Source organism: Corynebacterium striatum ATCC 6940 (genome assembly GCF_000159135.1).
Lineage (GTDB): Bacteria > Actinomycetota > Actinomycetes > Mycobacteriales > Mycobacteriaceae > Corynebacterium > Corynebacterium striatum.
In genome coordinates this window covers 58,431-71,467 of sequence record NZ_GG667527.1, presented here as the reverse complement: position 1 = coordinate 71,467, position 13,037 = coordinate 58,431, and the positions used below count along the sequence as shown (strand labels likewise).

The following is a 13,037-nucleotide window of genomic DNA, read 5'->3' as shown; positions in this document are numbered from 1 at the left end:
CACTATGTGACTGTGGGGCGCTGTCGGTCGCGCTGACTCACATAAAGTTACACACCACATCCAACCAACACAAATCCCCAGCACACAACGCCTTTTGGCGTGCATGCTGGGGAGTGAAAGAGACGTCGTCAAGCGTTTAATAAAGCTCCGGCTCTTGGGTGCGCTCGATGGTAGCCCCTAGACGCGTCAGGTTCTCCACAAAATTGGGATACCCGCGGTCAATATGAAAGACGTCATGCACCGTAGTCACCTCATCCGCGCACAGTGCGGATAGAACCAAACCGGCGCCCGCCCGAATATCGGAACTCCACACATGCGTGGACGACAGCCTTTCCTGGCCACGGATGACCACGTGGTGACCGTCCACCTGTGCATCGGCGCCAAGGCGCAGCATCTCGTCCACGAAGCGGAAGCGGGACTCGAAGACGTTCTCGGTGATGATGGTGGTACCATCCGCAATCGCAGAAAGACCGATGGCCATCGGCTGCAAGTCAGTAGGAAATCCCGGGTAAGGCAGAGTCTGATAGTCCACCGCTACTGGGCGCTTGCGCATGCAGACACGGAAACCGTTGTCATAAGCCTCGATTTCCGCGCCGGCGGACTTCAGCTTCTCCAGCGGCAGGTGAAGATGGCGCGGAGCGATTCCACCGACCGTAATGTCGCCTTGCGTCATAACCGCCGCATAGGCCCACGTGCCCGCAACGATGCGATCTCCGATGACCTTATGCTCGGTTGGATGCAGCTTCTCCACACCCCGAATCGTGATGGTAGAGCTTCCCTCCCCCTCGATATTTGCACCCATTTCCTTGAGCATCGTGCACAGGTCGACGATCTCGGGTTCGCGCGCTGCGTTGTGAAGAACGGTCTCTCCGTCTGCCAAAACTGCGGCGGTAAGGATATTTTCCGTAGCACCCACCGAAGGGAAGTCGAGCTTGATGCTTGCACCATGAAGTCCATCAGCTTCCGCAACCACAGCACCATGTTCAATGCGTGTGCGGGCACCCATCTTTTCCAGACCCGATTGGTGCATGTCGAGTGGTCGCGAACCAATAGCGTCTCCGCCAGGCAGCGCTACCTTGGCATGACCACACCGAGCAGTCAGTGGGCCGAGCACGCAAACTGAAGCGCGAAACTGCCGGACTGCATCAAAATCAGCATTAGACTGCGGTTTCTTTGGGACCGTGATGGAAACGACGGAGCCGTCAATTTCCACTTCACAGCCGAGACCTTCAAGAACTTTGCACATCAGGGGCACATCGAGGATTTGCGGACAGTTGGTCAGCGTCGTAGTGCCCTCTGCGAGAAGGGCTGCGGCCATGAGCTTGAGGACGCTGTTCTTGGCGCCATCAACCACAACCGTGCCTTCGAGTCGAGCACCGCCGGAGACAATAAATTGGTCTTTCACATCTCCCTAAACTACCGGATGCCCCTGAAAAACTTCTGCGAGCTTCAGGGGCATCCGGTCTAAAAAGTTGAATCTATCAGGGCAAAGCGCCAATTCGACGGGCAGCATTGACCGCTTCGTAGCGAGTGTGTGCGCCCAATTTACGCATCACAGAGCGTAAGTAAGACTTAACGGTCTCGGCACCAATGCCCATTTCTTCTGCGGCCTCCACATTGGTATGACCGAGCGCGACACAGGACAAGACGTCGAGTTCGCGAGCAGAAAGCTTGGTGGACTGCTTGACCCGCACCGGGGAAACCATCTGGTCGCACAGAGCTTCAAGCTCCTTGCGCAGGTCTTCATCCTCAACCCGATTAGCCAACATGCGCAGTTTGGAGTGCGTGGAGCGAACCTGCTCCCACTCCGCACCGTTCATGACATGGCCGCGCGCTGCGCCACTCTTGCCGCCGTCGGCGCGACGCATAGCGGAGTTAACTGCCAAATCTTGCTCCAGGCAGCGGGCAGTCATGGTCACCTCTTCGATGACTTTGTCACCCAGGCGCACCGGCGAGTGGACACCCACGTAAAGCACTCCACGGATTTCGCGATGTACAGTAACGGGAACAGCAACAATGGAGTGCAGGCCCTCGTCCTGGATGTGACGGTCATTTTCGTGCGAGATGGTCGTCGCGCGAGAGTAGTCCGAGACACCAACCGCGCGCCGCGTGCTAACAACGCGACCACCGACGCCTACACCGGCATCGATAATGAGGTTTTGCAAAGCGGGAGTGCGAAGCCCAACCCACTGAGTGATTTGCAGGCGGTTATCAGGAAGTAGGGTTCCATACATCGTGACGGGAATGCCGGTTGCGGTCTTCAGGGAAGACAGGGCGGCGCGTACGGCTTCGTCATCATCTTTGAGGCGATGCGGCTCCATGAGAATCTCTCCTAGTTGGGGGTAACCAGTAGGTGCACCCATACCCACCACACAATTCGGGGGTAAAAGAACACCTTCACCGCAGTATAACCGGCGAACGGGGGTAATAATAAATCGCCTTACCATTAAACATTGATCGGAATCCAACAAACGGTGCCCGAATGATCGGTACAGAATTTATATACCACTTGGTCTAGTGGCGTGGTGTACAGTGACTGGGGTACGCAAGAACAAATTTCCAAAGGAGTCCACAAAATGGCTGTTTACAACAACATTCTGGAAACCATCGGTAACACTCCGCTGGTACGCCTCAACCGCCTCACCGAGGGCCTCGACGCCGAGATTCTCGTTAAGGTTGAGTCCTTTAACCCTGCTAACTCCGTTAAGGACCGTATTGGCAAGGCCATTATCGACGCCGCCGTTGAATCCGGCGAGCTGAAGCCAGGCGGCACCATCGTTGAGGCAACCTCCGGCAACACCGGTATTGCACTTGCCTTCGCTGGCGCCACCTTGGGTTACAAGGTCATCCTCACTATGCCGGAGACCATGTCCAACGAGCGCAAGGTTCTGCTGCGCGCTTACGGTGCAGAGATTGTCCTCACCCCAGGTGCTGCCGGCATGAAGGGCGCAGTCGACAAGGCAAACGAGATTATCGCCAACACCGACAACGCCATCCTCGCTTCCCAGTTCGCCAACGAGGCAAACCCGAAGATCCACGAGGCAACCACCGGTCCGGAGATCTGGAAGGACGCAGAGGGCAAGGTTGATGCCTTCGTCGCAGGCGTGGGCACCGGCGGCACCGTTACCGGTGTGAGCCGTTACCTGAAGTCCCAGAACCCGGACCTGCACCTGGCTGCAGTCGAGCCTTCTGACTCCCCTGTTCTTTCCGAGGGTCACGCAGGTCCGCACAAGATCCAGGGCATCGGCGCTAACTTCGTCCCTGAGGTTCTCGACCGCGAGCTTCTCGACGAGGTCCTGACCGCCACCAACGAGGAGGCAATCGCAACCTCCCGCAAGCTGGCAACCGACGAGGGTCTGCTCGTTGGCATCTCCGCTGGCGCGAACGTCTCCGCTGCTTTGAAGCTGGCTGCACGCCCAGAGTTCAAGGGCAAGACCATCGTGGTCGTCCTGCCGGACTTCGGTGAGCGCTACGTCTCCACCGTCCTCTTCGAGGACATCCGCGAAGCAAAAGCTTTCTGAATTTAAAGCACCCGTCTTCTTGGTGGGTGCTTTTTCTATGACAGTAGTATGAACCACATGAACATCCTGAAGATGATCCGCGAGGATTTGGCGAACGCCCGTGATCATGATCCAGCTGCCCGTGGTGATGCAGAAAATGCCATTGTCTACTCAGGCTTGCACGCGATTTGGGTTCACCGGATCTGTCACTGGATGTGGAAGCGCGGATGGCGTGGCCCTGCACGAATTCTGGCGCAGATTAACCGCTTCTTCACCGGCATTGAGATTCACCCTGGAGCCACCATTGGCCGCCGTTTCTTCATTGACCACGGCATGGGCATCGTGATTGGTGAGACCGCCGAAATCGGAGACGGCGTCATGATTTATCACGGCGTCACCCTGGGTGGTCAGGTTCTTACTCAGACCAAGCGCCACCCCACCGTTGAGGACAACGTCACTATCGGTGCTGGTGCCAAGGTGCTGGGCCCTATCACCATCGGTGAGGGCTCCGCTATCGGTGCAAACGCGGTCGTCACCAAGGACGTGCCGGCACAGCACATTGCCATCGGCATTCCGGCCACAAATAGGCCGCGCAAGAAGGACGAGTGCATCAAACTGGTCGACCCAGACTACTACATCTAGCTGTTGCTTTGCGACGTCGCCAAGCGCGGCAAAGTGGGCCCCAGACGAACGTGGGGTCCACTTTTAGGTTTTAGTTCTCGAGCAAGTGCTGGTATTCCGGGTTCTTCTCGATGAAGCCCGCGACGGCAGAGCAGCTGGCGATGACACGCTTGCCGGCGGTTGATTCATCCTCCAGGGCGGCCTTGATGAGTGGTTTGGACAGGCCCTGGCCTTGGAAGCCCTTGTGGACCACGGTGTGGTGGAAATCGCGGGTTTCTGCGGTGTCGGCGTACTCCGCGAAGCCGGCCTCTTCCCCATCGACGGTAATTACGAAGCGGGAGGTGTCAGTTTGGTGTGCAACAGAAGTAGTCATGTGGCCCATTAAACCATTTCTGCAAAACCAAAAGAACCCCCTTCTGAAGAAGGGGGTTGATTTGTGGCCAGAGCCAGGATCGAACTGGCGACCCCACACTTTTCAGGCGTGTGCTCTACCGACTGAGCTATCTGGCCAGAAGCCACTGAGGACTTCGGCGACCCTGACGGGACTTGAACCCGCGACCTCCGCCGTGACAGGGCGGCGCGCTAACCAACTGCGCCACAGGGCCATATTCTATTGTTGCTGTGCTCTCTGGCACGAATAATTACTCTACACAACATTCTTAAAGCTAGACAAATCCGCACCTTAACAGCAATTTCAGGACAATTCTTTAGGGCTATTTGGCGCTGCTTTGCTTCCACGGCGGGGCTAACGCGACCAGCGCTCGGCCAAGAAAAAGAAACCTGCACAGTTGCCAACGAAGGCTCCAGATCGTCGAACAGAGATGCTCAAATTGTCAGTTAGGACGATCCTCGCCATAGGTCTCGCGTTGAGTCTCGTTTGACCGTGCGGCGTTGGTCGCGACTTGCGGCCTATCGAAACCCATTGGCTCGAAGGTCGACTTTGACCCTGGCTATGTCATCGAGCTCGATGCATCCAAAATTAACGCCGCGCTTTCCGACGTCGCGCCAGCACCCTCCGCACGCGTCGGCCAGGTAGCAACCCCAGTCAGCGCAAGCACCAGCGCAGCCACCGCGTCTAGCAGGCCTAGTCGTGCTCCACTGCCATACCTATCTTGTTCACCGATTATCTCAGGCACACACTGCACGCAGATACCGACTAAAGATCTAAGCAAAGAGCGCATGACACAGAACACAATTGCGCCACCGGAATGGGACTTGGACATGACAAAAGCCGGCCCCAATCCTGGAACCGGCTTGCAATATGGCGACCCTGACGGGACTTGAACCCGCGACCTCCGCCGTGACAGGGCGGCGCGCTAACCAACTGCGCCACAGGGCCATATTGAATTGTGGCCTTAAAAAAGACCGGTATGAAGCGAAAGAGCTTCGTACCCCCAACGGGATTCGAACCCGTGCCGCCGCCGTGAAAGGGCGGTGTCCTAGGCCGCTAGACGATGGGGGCCCGTTGCCTTGAAGCAACGTTTTAAAAATATACTGGAGATGTCGAACGATACAAAATCGCCCTGAAAGGAACCCCTAGATGAACGCAGAAAACCATGTCTGACCAGCAACATACCTGCGCCTGCCATGAGCCTCACGTGCACGGATATAACGCAGATAGCAAAAACAAAGCGAAGTATTTGGCGCGTTTAAAGCGCATCGAGGGTCAAACGCGCGGCATCCACCGCATGATCGAAGAAGACAAATACTGCATCGACATCATCACGCAGATTTCCGCGGTGACCTCCGCGCTGGAAAATGCCTCTTTGGCCTTACTCGAAGACCATATTGAGCACTGCGTAGCCGGTGCCGCCGCCGAAGACGGTGAACTGGCCAAGGAGAAGCTAGAAGAGGCCATGACGGCTATCCGCAAGTTGGTAAAGAACTAGACAGTTCTACACCCACTCTTTCCATCTCTAGGAGAGCCCTCGATGGGCAACGATGCGTTTAAAATTTCTGTTCTCGTTTTGGCCATGCTTAGCTCGTTTGCCAACGCCCCTCCAGCTTCGGCCCAAGATATTTTTGACGGCGGCAGGTTGGGCGGCGGTTCCTCTCAGTTCACCGCAGAGAACCTTCCCGGCAGCGCTAATCCTCTGCCGGAATTCGGCGGTCAGGTTAATCTAAACAAGTTTCAAGGAACCTGGTACTAAGTAGCTGCCCTGCCGCAACCAGCGCAGCTACAGTGCGGCTCCAACTCTGTTGCGAAGTATTCGGTCATCGACGCCCGCACGATTCCGTGGACAATTCCTGCCGAACCTACCTGGGCGGGCGATCCGGAATCCACGGCACGGCAAGTGTGCGTAGTGACGCTTCGTTGCGCGTAAACTTCTCCGGAATTCCCTTCCAGAACGAAAACGGACCGGTCAACTACCGAGTCACGTACCTCGCCGAGGACTACTCCCTCACCATTATCGGAGACCCAGATCGTCTTTCGGGTTTCGTTCTCTCCCGCACCCCCCTACCTAACGCCAGAGCAATGGGCCACCGTAAAGTTCATCGTGACTAACCGCGGTTGGTGGGACTGTGCCTTCCTGACCACGCCGGTCGACGGCGGGCAAGACGACGTTCGCCCTCTTTGCACGATTTAGTGCGCATTAGAACCAAAGCGTCAGAAACCCTCTCGCTAGCTCGATAACTTCGCCAGAGCTAGAAAACGGCGTTTCCCCTAGAAAGTAAGTCTTCTAGGGGAAACGCCGTTTTGTGGGCCCTCCGGGGCTCGAACCCGGGACCTGCGGATTAAAAGTCCGTAGCTCTACCAACTGAGCTAAAGGCCCAATGGATAGTTAGTGTACCGGCAGCACGCGTTGGATTGAAATTCGCCCCCATGTTTTCGGCCCCGCTACATACAGCCGGAAGTATTGCCGTAAAAAATGGCACAAACGGCTTCAATCTCAAGGCCGTCTCGTTCTAGAAGAAGCCAATCGGAACGTGGGTATTTTCTCCGGGTTACACACCAGCGTGACGCAAACACGTCGCCGATAATGTGCTTTTGCTCATGGCCCGGAACTATCCGCACTTCCGGAGCGACTATATTAAATAACCGCGGATTTTCACCACGGGTTGATACTAATGCGCACGTCCGCACAAAATGCGGGGCGCGCATTCGGAATTAAAGGACGGGTGCGTTTTGGATCTCGTTGATATCTCGAGGTGGCAGTTCGGCATTACGACTGTCTACCACTACATTTTTGTGCCGCTGACCCTGGGGCTAGGGCCGATGGTGGCCATCATGCAGACTGTGTGGCACCGCACCGGCAACCCTGAATGGTTCCGGGCCACGAAGTTCTTCGGAAATCTCTTCCTCATCAACTTCGCCATGGGCGTAGTCACCGGCATTGTGCAGGAATTCCAATTCGGCATGAACTGGTCCGAATACTCCCGCTTCGTGGGCGATGTTTTCGGCGCCCCGCTCGCATTCGAGGGACTCGCGGCCTTCTTCTTCGAATCCGTCTTCCTGGGCGTGTGGATCTTCGGTTGGGACCGCGTGCCCAAATGGGCTCACCTCGCCGCCATCTGGACGGTCGCTATCGCGGTGAATGTCTCCGCATACTTCATCATCGTCGCCAACTCTTTCATGCAGCACCCCGTGGGCGCTGCTTTTGACGAAGTCAAGGGCCGTGCAACACTCACGGATTTCTGGGCACTGCTTACCAACCCCACCGCGCTACAGGCCTTCCCACATGCGGTCGCCGGCGGTTGGATCCTGGGCGGCACGCTTGTTGCCGGCGTTGCCGGATGGTGGATGCTGCGCGAGACCCGCGCAGGCGATGCCCATGGGCACGCAGCAGGAATCTGGCGCAGCCTCACCCGCTTCGGTTCCTGGGTCATCCTGGTCGGTACGGCAGCCGTTGCGCTCACGGGTGACTTCCTTGGCAAGCTCATGTTCGTCCAACAGCCGATGAAGATGGCCTCCGCCGAAGCACTGTGCGAGACCGAAATGGACCCAGCATTTTCCATCTTGTCGTTTTCCTCGATGAACAACTGTGAGACCGCCGTGCATATGCTCGACGTGCCCTACGTTCTGTCTTTCCTGGCGAAGGGAACCTTCAGCGGCGTCGAGCTGCGCGGCGTCAACGAGTTGCAGCAAACGTATGAAGCGCTCTACGGGCCAGGCAATTACACTCCCAATCTCTTCGTGACGTACTGGTCCTTCCGCCTCATGATCGGCTTCCTCGCGGTGCCGGTCATCTTGGCTCTCGTCGCACTGTGGACCACGCGGAGCCACCGCGTGCCGCAGGCGAAGTGGATGTCCAGCGCGGCACTACTGGCGCTGCCCGCACCGTGGCTGTCGAACTTCTCGGGCTGGATCTTCACCGAGATGGGCCGCCAGCCATGGATCGTCGCTCCCAATCCGGAAGCCGCCGGTTCAGCAGAAAAGATTCACCTCATCGTGGACTTTGGCGCCTCCGATCACCCGGAGTGGGTGGTGTGGACGAGTCTCATTGTCTTCACGTTGCTCTACGGCATCTTGGCCGTCATCTGGTTCTGGCTCATGCGCCGCTACGCAGTGATGGGGCTCAATCAGCCGGGCCTGCGCGACGGGGATGAAAAAGACCTGGCTGCGGCTCTTTATGGGCCGGGTGAAGATACTGAGCTACAGCCTCTGAGCTTTAGCGATTCTGCTGCGGGCGCGGCTGCAGCCGGTGCCACGAACAAGAAGGGGAAGTAGTCATGGATCTCAACACCGTGTGGTTTATCATCATCGCCTTCTTCTTCACGGGCTACTTCGTGCTTGAAGGATTCGACTTCGGCGTGGGCATGCTCTTGCCTTTCTTGCGCGGGGAATCCGCCGCGGACAGCGATGCGCGCCGTACCGCCGCGGTGCGCGCCATCGGTCCTGTCTGGGACGGCAACGAGGTCTGGCTCATCGTCGCTGGTGCCTCCATCTTCGCGGCCTTCCCGGAGTGGTACGCGACGCTCTTCTCGGGCTTTTATTTGCCGCTGTTACTCATCGTTACTGCACTCATTATCCGCGGCGTCAGCCTTGAGTGGCGCGTTAAGGTCGACACCCTCGCTTGGCGCAAACGTTGCGATATCGGCATCGCGCTCGGCTCCTATCTCCCCGCTCTACTGTGGGGCGTAGCCATGACCAACATCGTGGCGGGCGTTGCTTTCTCGTCCCCCGGTCATGTCGACTCGGTGATAGATGGTTTCCTGGGGCTGCTTAACCCGCGCGGCCTGCTGGGCGGCGCGGCCTTTCTGCTGCTCTTCGCCTTCCATGGCGCTCTCTTCTTGGGGCTCAAGACCCACGCACCGGTTCGCACGCAAGTCCACGCCATCGCGCGGGGCTGGCTGGCCATCGCCACACTTGCGGTCGGTGCGATCTACCTCGTGTGGATGCAGCTAAACTTCGGCAAATCCTGGACCTGGATTGCCCTTGCGGCCGTCGCGCTCGCGCTCGTCGCCGCCTTCGCGGGCCTGTGGAGCGGTCGTGATCGTACGGCGTTCTTCGGCACCGCCGCGGCGATCATCGCGGTGGGATTGGCGCTCTTCGGAGCGCTCTTCCCCAACGTCCTGCCTTCCGTCACGGACGTGGCAGGCCTGGATATTTACACTGCGTCCGCGAGCCCGTACACCCTGAAGATCATGACGTGGGCTGCGGTGGTGCTCGCGCCAGCCGTCCTCATCGGCCAAGGCTGGACCTACTGGCAGTTCCGCGCGCGCATCGGCGTCGACGCTTAAGGCGAGCCCAGCCATGGCTGCTCCCCTCGATCCGCGGCTTATGCGCCTCGTGCCGCCAGTGCGCGGCCTCATTCTGCGTACCGGCAGCTTTCAGGCGCTCGATACTGTGCTCGTCATCGCGCGCGGCGTGCTTATCGGCACAGTGGCCGCGCGAACCATCACGTCCGACGCTCACCTTCGTGAACTGTGGCCGCTGCTGTTGGCAGTACTCGCGGTGGTACTGCTCCATGCGGCCGCTGCCTGGGCGAGTTCCCGCGCGCAGGCCCACGCGGTGGGCAAGACCGTCGACGCGCTGCGCATGCGTACCCTGCGCGCCCTGGCTACTCGCGACCCACGCGTCGTGCAAGAAGAGTCCGGACAGTGGCGCCACGTGCTCACCCGCGGCATGGAGGACTTCCGGCCGTATCTGTCGCAGTTTCTGCCCGCTCTCGTGGCGGTCTGCATCGCGACCCCTGCGGCGCTTGTTACCATAGCCTATTTCGATTGGGTCTCTGCTGTCTTCGCTCTAGTGACGCTGCCCCTCATCCCGGCGTTTATGGTGCTCATCGGCGCGCTCACCGCGCAACACACGCAGCGACGCCTAGCCGTCACCGCCGGGCTCGGCGGCCAGCTCGCGGATCTCGTGCGAGGTGCGCCCACGCTGCGGGCGCTGCACGCGACCAAGCAGCCAACGCGATCCGTGGGAAGTCTGGGCGAGCGCCATTCCAAGGCCACGATGGGCGTGCTGCGTCTGGCCTTCCTATCATCCTTTGCGCTCGAGTTTCTGGCTACGCTCTCCGTGGCACTCGTTGCCGTCAATATCGGCCTGCGCCTCGTCACTGGCTCCATCGAGCTACTCCCCGCGCTGGTCGTGCTCATCATCGTGCCTGAGGTCTTCAACCCGGTGCGCGCGGTGGGTTCCAGCTTCCATGCCGCGGCCGATGGCTTAGAAGCCGCCCAGATGCTCCTCGGGGTCATCGACAGCGCCGCCGCAAAGCCAGAGGTCACGGGTGGATATCGCACGCTGGCTGGTTCGGAAGTCTCGGTCTCTCACGTGAGTATCTCTGGCCGTGATGGCATGCGGCCTCAGGATCTGACTTTTAAAGCACGGCCTGGCGCGCTCACGGTGCTCAGCGGCGCCAACGGCTCTGGAAAATCCACCGTTTTGCTTGCTCTTCTGGGCGCACTTCCAGACGCCGCCGTTACCGGGACCGTCCGCCTGCCTCCAGGCTCCGCATATCTTGCCGCCAGCCCGGCGCTGGTTACTGGCACGGTCGCTGAGAACCTGGCGCTCACCGATGCCACCGATTCCGCGCTCGCCGCCGCGCAGGATGCTGTCCCGCTCGGGGTGGGGCACGCTCATGACGTGGCCACCGGCGGCACAGGTATTTCCGCGGGCCAGCGCGAACGCGTGGGCATCGTACGCACCCTCGCGGTGGACGCACCGTGCTATCTCCTCGACGAGCCCACCGCCCACCTCTCCCCCGAGCTCGTCACCAACGTCATCGCGGCCCTCCAGGCGCGGGCACACGCGGGCGCTGTTGTGCTCGTGGCCAGCCATGATCCGCGCCTTATCGCGAAAGCCGACGAGGTGATTGAGCTATGACTTCTTCTTTCGTCTCCGATCTCCGCTTCATCCTGCGCGCAGCTGGCGTGCGCAGACGCGAACTCATCGCCGCCATCGCGCTCAGCACGGTAACGCTCACTGCGGCGCTAGCGCTCACGCTCACCTCTGGCTGGCTCATCACCCGAGCTTGGCAGATGCCGCCCGTGCTGGTGCTCTCTGTCGCCGTGACGAGCGTGCGCGCGCTCGGCATCTCCCGTGCTCTCTTCCGCTACGTCGACCGTCTCTACGCGCACCACATGGCGCTTCGCGCCCTCACGCGTCTGCGCAGCGCCATCTTCACCGCGCTCGTCGAACGTGAGTCCCCGTCCTTCAGCCGCGGACGCGCCCACGTTCGGCTTGTCCGCGACGCTGACGCCATCACCGATTTCCTCGTGCGGGGGCTCCTCCCCTCCGGTACCGCCGCCGCCATGAGCGTGCTCGCGGTCATCACCACGGCGCTGCTGAGTCTGCATGCAGCGGCGATCATGCTTGCGGCCTTCCTCGTCACCGGCATTGCCGTGCCGGGGCTCGTCGCTCGCGCTGCCACCCGCAACCGTGCTGCCCGCGAGCGCGCCCGCTTCATCGAGCGCCTCGATCTCGTACTTGAACACCGCGTCGAATTCACGGCCTTGGGGCGCGCGGAAGAGCTGCTGGACCACGCCGCGGCGGCATCGGAAAGCGATAGCTCCGCACGCGTTGCTGCCGATGCCCCCTTGGCCCGCGCCACCAGCCTCTTCACCCTCGCTACGGGGCTCGCGGCATGGGGCGTGCTGGTCTGCGCTGTGCATTTCTATGCTGGCAACCCAATGTGGTTGGGCGCGCTCGTACTCATGCCGCTCGCGGCCTTCGAGGCCCACGGCCAACTCGCGGCAGCAACTCTCGCCGGTGTAGAGGCCGCGCCCTCTCTCCGCTGCGTATCCACGCTACTGACAACCCCGCGCCACACAAAGATCCCGCGCGAGCGCACCGCAGCAGTCACAGTATCGGGGTTGCGCACCGAATTTGGTCAGGCCACCTGGGACTTTCATGCCCCTGAAAATTCCCGCGTCATCGTGCGTGGCCCCTCTGGGGTGGGCAAGACGCAGCTCCTCGAGACCATTGCCGGACTGCGTACCCCGCGGGCGGGCACCGTTACCGTGCCGAACTCGTGTCATTATTGCGCGGAGGACGCATGGATCTTCGCTACGTCGGTGCGCGAGAACCTGCGCGTCGCCGCTCCCGCGGCCAGCGAGAAGCTCATGCGCCGCGTGCTTGCCGCCCTCGACTTCGAACTCGACTTAGATCTTGTGCTCGCGGATGGCCCCGGCTCGCTCTCCGCTGGCCAACGTCGCCGTCTGTTGCTCGCCCGCGCGCTGTGCAGCGATGCACAAGTCCTGCTTCTCGACGAGCCCACCGAGCACATTGCTGATGCCGATGCCACATCCCTGCTGCGCATACTCGCCTGCGGGCCGCTGCCCGGCGCACGTGCAGAGCGCACCGTCATTCTCGTCACCCACTCTCCCGTGCCAGGCGCCTCGGCGGCGCTTGCCACTCCCAGCGTGACGGTACTTCCTCGCCCCTGTGCTCACTAGCCCCGCGGCACGCGATTGCCTACTGACGCGCAAACGCCCGCCCCGAAGGTTCCGGGACGGGCATCAGCATGAGCAACG

Annotated in this window: 12 protein-coding genes and 5 tRNA genes; 9 read left to right on the top strand and 8 right to left on the bottom strand. The window is 60.1% G+C overall.

The window, feature by feature from the left end:
• Positions 1–136: 136 nt before the first annotated feature.
• Together murA and ramA are read right to left on the bottom strand one after the other, a co-directional pair.
• Positions 137–1,405: a UDP-N-acetylglucosamine 1-carboxyvinyltransferase gene (gene murA, locus HMPREF0308_RS10415; RefSeq protein WP_005531396.1), complete on the bottom strand. Its 1,269-nt coding sequence runs from the start codon at positions 1,403–1,405 to the stop codon at positions 137–139.
• 76 nt (positions 1,406–1,481) lie between these two features.
• Complete coding sequence (gene ramA, locus HMPREF0308_RS10410) at positions 1,482–2,321, bottom strand: acetate metabolism transcriptional regulator RamA (protein WP_034657468.1); 840 nt, start codon at positions 2,319–2,321, stop codon at positions 1,482–1,484.
• 255 nt (positions 2,322–2,576) lie between these two features.
• Between ramA and cysK the strand changes: the two genes are divergently transcribed.
• Both cysK and epsC read left to right on the top strand, forming a co-directional pair.
• Positions 2,577–3,521 carry a cysteine synthase A gene (cysK, locus tag HMPREF0308_RS10405; protein ID WP_005531393.1) on the top strand — a complete coding sequence of 315 codons (945 nt, stop codon included), beginning with the start codon at positions 2,577–2,579 and terminating at the stop codon, positions 3,519–3,521.
• 57 nt (positions 3,522–3,578) lie between these two features.
• Positions 3,579–4,142, top strand: coding sequence for a serine O-acetyltransferase EpsC (epsC, locus tag HMPREF0308_RS10400; protein WP_100087528.1), 564 nt, complete (start codon positions 3,579–3,581; stop codon positions 4,140–4,142).
• 70 nt (positions 4,143–4,212) lie between these two features.
• Here the strand turns inward: epsC and HMPREF0308_RS10395 are convergent, their stop codons facing one another.
• From HMPREF0308_RS10395 to HMPREF0308_RS10375, 5 genes are all read right to left on the bottom strand, one after another.
• Positions 4,213–4,503 carry a GNAT family N-acetyltransferase gene (locus tag HMPREF0308_RS10395; RefSeq protein WP_005531391.1) on the bottom strand — a complete coding sequence of 97 codons (291 nt, stop codon included), beginning with the start codon at positions 4,501–4,503 and terminating at the stop codon, positions 4,213–4,215.
• Positions 4,504–4,558: 55 nt separating this feature from the next.
• Positions 4,559–4,631 (bottom strand) — tRNA-Phe (locus HMPREF0308_RS10390).
• 21 nt (positions 4,632–4,652) lie between these two features.
• Positions 4,653–4,726 (bottom strand) — tRNA-Asp (locus tag HMPREF0308_RS10385).
• 657 nt (positions 4,727–5,383) lie between these two features.
• Positions 5,384–5,460: transfer RNA gene (locus HMPREF0308_RS10380), tRNA-Asp, on the bottom strand.
• Between the two features lie 50 nt (positions 5,461–5,510).
• Positions 5,511–5,583, bottom strand: a tRNA-Glu gene (locus HMPREF0308_RS10375).
• A gap of 94 nt (positions 5,584–5,677) precedes the next feature.
• On the opposite strand from HMPREF0308_RS10375, the gene HMPREF0308_RS10370 reads away from it, so the two are divergent.
• The 3 genes from HMPREF0308_RS10370 to HMPREF0308_RS14235 are packed head-to-tail and all read left to right on the top strand — an operon-like array spanning position 5,678 to position 6,627.
• A complete protein-coding gene (locus HMPREF0308_RS10370; RefSeq protein WP_005531390.1) occupies positions 5,678–6,010 on the top strand; it encodes a metal-sensitive transcriptional regulator in 333 nt (110 codons plus the stop codon).
• Positions 6,011–6,052: 42 nt separating this feature from the next.
• The gene (locus tag HMPREF0308_RS14240) at positions 6,053–6,271 is read left to right on the top strand and encodes a hypothetical protein (protein WP_005531389.1); all 219 of its coding nucleotides are present in this window, start codon (positions 6,053–6,055) and stop codon (positions 6,269–6,271) included.
• 32 nt (positions 6,272–6,303) lie between these two features.
• Positions 6,304–6,627 (top strand): lipocalin family protein, encoded by a 324-nt coding sequence (locus HMPREF0308_RS14235; protein WP_005531388.1) that lies wholly within the window; start codon positions 6,304–6,306, stop codon positions 6,625–6,627.
• Positions 6,628–6,822: 195 nt separating this feature from the next.
• Here the strand turns inward: HMPREF0308_RS14235 and HMPREF0308_RS10360 are convergent.
• Positions 6,823–6,895: transfer RNA gene (locus tag HMPREF0308_RS10360), tRNA-Lys, on the bottom strand.
• Between the two features lie 353 nt (positions 6,896–7,248).
• Between HMPREF0308_RS10360 and HMPREF0308_RS10355 the strand changes: the two genes are divergently transcribed.
• Genes HMPREF0308_RS10355 through cydC form a run of 4 tightly spaced genes read left to right on the top strand, consistent with a single transcriptional unit; the run spans position 7,249 to position 12,959 of the window.
• Entirely contained in the window at positions 7,249–8,790 is a 1,542-nt protein-coding gene (locus tag HMPREF0308_RS10355; protein WP_080548657.1) for a cytochrome ubiquinol oxidase subunit I, read from the top strand.
• 2 nt (positions 8,791–8,792) lie between these two features.
• The gene (gene cydB / locus HMPREF0308_RS10350) at positions 8,793–9,803 is read left to right on the top strand and encodes a cytochrome d ubiquinol oxidase subunit II (protein WP_005531386.1); all 1,011 of its coding nucleotides are present in this window, start codon (positions 8,793–8,795) and stop codon (positions 9,801–9,803) included.
• A gap of 13 nt (positions 9,804–9,816) precedes the next feature.
• Positions 9,817–11,388, top strand: coding sequence for an ABC transporter ATP-binding protein/permease (locus tag HMPREF0308_RS10345; RefSeq protein WP_005531384.1), 1,572 nt, complete (start codon positions 9,817–9,819; stop codon positions 11,386–11,388).
• Complete coding sequence (gene cydC / locus HMPREF0308_RS10340) at positions 11,385–12,959, top strand: thiol reductant ABC exporter subunit CydC (protein WP_005531382.1); 1,575 nt, start codon at positions 11,385–11,387, stop codon at positions 12,957–12,959. Before HMPREF0308_RS10345 ends, cydC begins: the two co-directional genes overlap by 4 nt.
• Positions 12,960–13,037 lie beyond the last annotated feature (78 nt).

Excerpts from the sequence above, each read along its gene's own strand:
- ramA (WP_034657468.1), bottom strand. The coding sequence starts at position 2,321 with ATGGAGCCGCATCGCCTCAAAGATGATGACGAAGCCGTACGCGCCGCC.
- cysK (WP_005531393.1), top strand. The coding sequence starts at position 2,577 with ATGGCTGTTTACAACAACATTCTGGAAACCATCGGTAACACTCCGCTG.
- epsC (WP_100087528.1), top strand. The coding sequence starts at position 3,579 with ATGAACATCCTGAAGATGATCCGCGAGGATTTGGCGAACGCCCGTGAT.
- HMPREF0308_RS10395 (WP_005531391.1), bottom strand. The coding sequence starts at position 4,503 with ATGGGCCACATGACTACTTCTGTTGCACACCAAACTGACACCTCCCGC.
- HMPREF0308_RS10370 (WP_005531390.1), top strand. The coding sequence starts at position 5,678 with ATGTCTGACCAGCAACATACCTGCGCCTGCCATGAGCCTCACGTGCAC.
- HMPREF0308_RS14240 (WP_005531389.1), top strand. The coding sequence starts at position 6,053 with ATGGGCAACGATGCGTTTAAAATTTCTGTTCTCGTTTTGGCCATGCTT.
- cydB (WP_005531386.1), top strand. The coding sequence starts at position 8,793 with ATGGATCTCAACACCGTGTGGTTTATCATCATCGCCTTCTTCTTCACG.
- HMPREF0308_RS10345 (WP_005531384.1), top strand. The coding sequence starts at position 9,817 with ATGGCTGCTCCCCTCGATCCGCGGCTTATGCGCCTCGTGCCGCCAGTG.
- cydC (WP_005531382.1), top strand. The coding sequence starts at position 11,385 with ATGACTTCTTCTTTCGTCTCCGATCTCCGCTTCATCCTGCGCGCAGCT.